Origin of the sequence: Microbispora sp. NPDC049125, from assembly GCF_040802045.1 — a bacterium.
Classification (GTDB): domain Bacteria; phylum Actinomycetota; class Actinomycetes; order Streptosporangiales; family Streptosporangiaceae; genus Microbispora.
The window spans coordinates 1-4,878 of sequence record NZ_JBEZDW010000090.1; the positions used below are offsets into that span (position 1 = coordinate 1).

General features: G+C 72.1%; 1 protein-coding gene. It reads right to left on the reverse strand.

Annotated elements, in window-relative coordinates; all coding sequences use genetic code 11:
* Nucleotides 1–4,878, reverse strand: a 4,878-nt coding sequence (locus tag AB0B72_RS40005) for an SDR family NAD(P)-dependent oxidoreductase (RefSeq protein ID WP_367745012.1), incomplete at both ends; no start/stop codon positions are given.

A 4,878-nucleotide genomic window follows, 5' to 3' on the forward strand; every position in this document is an offset into this window, starting at 1 on the left:
GGAAGGCATACGTCGGCAACTCCACCCGACGGCCACCGGGGAAGAACCCCTCCCAATCGACCGTCACACCCTCAACATGAAGACGAGCCACCGCCCCGGCAACCGTCTCCACCTCCGCCCGCTCCCGCCGCAGCACCGGAATGAAGACACCCTCAACGCACTCGGCACCCATCGCCGACAACACCGCATCCGGCCCCAGTTCAAGGAACGTGCTCACCCCGTCAGCCACCAACGACCGCATGGTGTCCAAGAACCGCACCGGCTGACGAACGTGAGCGACCCAGTAGTCGGCGTCCCAACCGAAGGCGATCGGGATCCGCGGGGCGTTGTACGTCAGGGACTCGGCGACCTGGCGGAAGTCGTCCAGCATCGGGTCCATCAGCGGGGAGTGGAAAGCGTGGCTGACCTTCAACCGCTTCGACTTGCGATCGGGGAACCGCGCGACCACGGCGGCGACGGCGTCTTCGTCCCCGGCGATGACGACGGAGGCGGGGCCGTTGACCGCCGCGATGGTCACCCGGTCGGTCAGATACGGCAGGACCTCTTCCTCGGAGGCGTTCAGGGCGACCATCGCCCCACCCTCCGGAAGGGCCTGCATCAACCGGCCTCGCGCGGCGACGAGGGTGCAGGCATCCTCAAGCGACAGCACCCCGGCCACGTGCGCTGCGGCGATCTCCCCGATCGAATGCCCCGCCAGGAAGTCCGGCACGATGCCCCACGACTCCACCAGGCGGAACAACGCCACCTCGACCGCGAACAACGCCGGCTGAGTAAAACAGGTCTGGTCCAGCAACTCGCCGTCCCCGAACACCACCTCCCGGACAGGCCGATCAAGACGCCCATCCAGATGAGCGCACACCTGATCGAAAGCATCCGCGAAAGCCGGGAAAGCGTCATACAGCTCCCGGCCCATCCCCGCCCGCTGGGACCCCTGACCGGTGAACAGGAACGCCACCTTGCCACCAGAGGCCATCCCCTGAACAACGCTCCCCGCACGCTCACCCTCAGCCAGCGACCCCAGACCGGCGAGCAGCTCTGCCACATCCGCTCCGACCACCGCCGCCCGATGCTCGAACCCCGAACGCGACACCCCCAGCGAGAACCCCACATCAACCGGCGACAACTCAGGATGCGCCACCAGATGCGCGCGCAACCGCACCGCCTGATCCCGCAACGCCCCCGGGCTCTTGGCCGACACCGGCCACACCACCGGCCCGGCTCCCGCCGCCGCCTCACCCTCCACCACGGCGGAAAGGGGCGCCTCCTCGATGATCGCGTGCGCGTTCGTGCCACTCATGCCGAACGAGGACACACCCGCCCGCCTCGGACGGCCGATCGACGGCCACGGCCGCGACTCCGTCAGCAGCTCAACCGCTCCCGAGGACCAGTCGACATGACGGGACGGGGCGCCGACGTGGAGGCTCCGCGGGAGCGCGCCCTCACGGATTGCCATGACCATCTTGATGATCCCGCCGACGCCGGCCGCCGCCTGGGTGTGGCCGATGTTGGACTTCAGCGAGCCGAGGTAGAGCGGCTCGTCACGGTCCTGGCCGTACGTCGCCAAAAGCGCCTGCGCCTCGATCGGATCGCCCAGCGTCGTGCCGGTGCCGTGCGCCTCCACCGCGTCCACATCCGCCACCGACAACCGCGCGTTCGCCAGCGCCTGCCGGATCACCCGCTGCTGCGACGGACCGTTCGGCGCCGTCAACCCATTCGAAGCGCCGTCCTGATTCACCGCCGAGCCACGCACCACGGCCAGCACCTCATGCCCGTTCGCGACAGCGTCCGACAGCCGCTCAAGCAGGAGCAAGCCGACGCCTTCGCCCCAGCCGGTGCCGTCGGCGTCGTCGGAGAACGCCTTGCACCGGCCGTCCTCCGCCAGGCCGCGTTGACGGCTGAACTCGATGAAGATGCCCGGCGTCGACATGACGGCGACGCCGCCGGCCAGCGCCAGCGAGCACTCGCGCTGCCGCAGCGCCTGGCAGGCCCAGTGCAGGGCGACCAGCGACGAGGAGCAGGCGGTGTCGATGGTGACGGCCGGCCCCTCCAGGCCGAAGGTGTAGGAGAGGCGGCCGGAGACGACGCTGGCCGCGTTGCCGGTGGCGAGGTAGCCCTCGGTGTCCTGCGGGGTGGTCAGGAGCAGGGTGCCGTAGTCCTGGCTGTTGGAGCCGACGAAGACACCCGTCTGGCTGCCGCGCAGCGACGCCGGGTCGATGCCCGCCCGCTCGAACGCCTCCCAGGAGGTCTCCAGCAGCAGCCGCTGCTGTGCGTCCATGGCCAGCGCCTCGCGGGGCGAGATGCCGAAGAAGGCGGCGTCGAACCGGTCGGCGTCGTCCAGGAACCCGCCCGCGCGTGCGTAGGAGGTGCCCTGGTGGCCCGGGTCGGGGTCGTAGAGGGCATCGAGGTCCCAGCCACGGTCGGCGGGAAGCTCGGAGATGGCGTCGGCGCCGGAGGCGACCAGTCGCCACAGATCCTCAGGGCTGCGTACGCCTCCCGGGTAGCGGCAGCTCATCGCCACGATGGCGATGGGCTCGTCGTCGGCGAGGGCGACGGCCTGGGGCGCGACGATGTCACCGCGCAGGCCGAGCAGCTCGCCCAGCAGGTGGTCGGCGACCGCGGCGGGCGTCGGGTAGTCGAAGACAAGCGTGCCGGGCAGGCGGAGCCCGGTGACGGGGTTGAGCCGGTTGCGCAGCTCGATCGCCGTAAGGGAGTCGAAGCCCAGCTCGCGGAAGGCCCGGTCGGGGTTGACGGCGTCCGGCGACGGATGCCCGAGCACGGCCGCGGCCTCGGCCCTGACGAGGTCGACGAGCACCTGGCGGCGCTCGGCTTCGGAGAGGCCGGCGAGCTGCTCCGCGAGTGCCGTCGTGGCCGGCCGTACCTCCTCCTGCGCCTTCTCGGCGAGCCGCGCCACCTCGGGCAGGTCGGCGATGAGCGGGCGGGGCCGGGCAGCGGTGAAGGCGGGGGCGAAGCGCTCCCAGTCGACGTCGGCGACGGTCACCGAGGTTTCGTCGCGGTCGAGGGCCGCGGCCAGCGCGGCGATCGCCAGATCGGGTGAGAGCGACGGCAGGCCGCGCCTGCGCAGTTGGTCTTCCGCGGCGTCGTCGACCATGCCGCCGCTTCCCCACGGCCCCCAGGCCACCGCGGTCGCGGTGAGCCCGCGGTCGCGCCGGTTCTCGGCGAGCGCGTCGAGGTAGGCGTTGGCCGCGGCGTAGGCGCCCTGGCTGCCGCTGCCCCATACGCCGGAGATCGAGGAGAACAGGACGAACGCGTCCAGCTCGCCGGTCAGCTCGTCGAGGTGGGCTGCGCCGGCGACCTTGGCGGTGATCGTGCCGGCGATGTCGGCGAGCGTGCTGCCCGCCAGGTCGCCGACCCCGGCCACACCCGCCGCGTGGACGACCGCGTTCGGCGGGTGCTCGGCCAGCAGTGCTGCCAGCGCTTCACGGTCGGCGACGTCGCAGGCCGCGATGGTCACGCGTACGCCCGACTCGGACAGCTCCGCCGCGAGCTCGGCGGCGCCGGGGGCGTCGCAGCCGCGGCGCCCCGTCAGCACGAGGTGCTCCGCGCCGCCTGCCGCGAGCCAGCGCGCGACGTGTCCGCCGAGCGCGCCGGTGCCGCCCGTGACGAGGACGGTGCCGCGCGGCCGCCACTGCCCCGCGCCTTCAGCGGGTGCGGCGTGCACCAGGCGGCGGGCGAAGACTCCGGAGGAACGGATCGCGACCTGGTCTTCACCGGCGGTGGCGGCCAGGACCTCGGCCAGCCTGCGGCGGGCCCGCTCGTCCACCCGGGCCGGCAGGTCGATGAGACCGCCCCAGCGGTGGGGGTGCTCCAGGGCCACGACTCGGCCGAGCCCCCAGACCTGCGCCTGGATGGGATTGGCCAGCCGGTCGGAGCGGCCGACCGACACCGCGTTGCGTGTCACGGCCCACAGCGGTGCGTCGATCCCCGCGTCGCCGAGCGCCTGTACGAGAGCGAGAGTCGCCGCGACACCGGCGGGCACCGCCGGATGGCCGGGATGCGGGCGTTCGTCCAGCGCGAGCAGCGAGATCACGCCTGCGGCGTCCTGCCCGTCCAGGGCCTCCGTGATCCCCGCGGCCAGCGACGTGCGCTCGGCCGTCGCGGGGTCCGGCTCCAGCTTGACGACCTGCGCCCCGCTGTCGGTGAGGGCCCGTACGGCATGCGCCGCCGTACGGTTCCCTGCGGGGGCGACGACGAGCCAGGTGCCGGAAGGAGCGTCCTGGCGGGCCGAGGGGAGGGGCTTCCACGTGACCGTGTACCGCCAGCCGTCCACGGTCGATCTTTCCCGGCCGCGGCTGCGCCAGGAGGACAGCACGGGAAGCACCTCGCCCAGAAGGGATCGGGTGTCTTCTGCCTCGATCTCCAGCGTGGTCGCCAGCGCACCCAGGTCCTCGCGTTCGACGGCGTCCCAGAACCTGGTCTCGCCGGTGGACGCCACCACGGGGGCGGGAGCGGAACCGGCGGACAGCTCGGGCCAGTAACGTCCGCGCTGGAAGGCGTAGGTGGGCAGGTCGATCCTCCGGCCGCCGTGGAGGACGGCCCGCCAGTCGGGGGTGATGCCGGTGACGTGGAGCCGGGCGAGGGCCGTGGTGAGTGTCTCTGCCTCGGGCCTGCCGTTGCGGAGCGCCGGGATGAAGGTGCCCTCCGCGCAGTCTTGGCCCATCGCGGTCAGTACGGCGTCGGGACCGAGCTCAAGGAAGGTGGTGACGCCTTCGGCTTCCAGTGTCCGCATGGTGTCCAGGAACCGGACCGGCCGGCGGATGTGGGCGACCCAGTAGTCGGCGTCCGAACCGAACGCGATCGGGATCTGCGGGGTGTTGTACGTCAGAGATTCGGCGACCTGGCGGAAGTCCTCCAGCATCG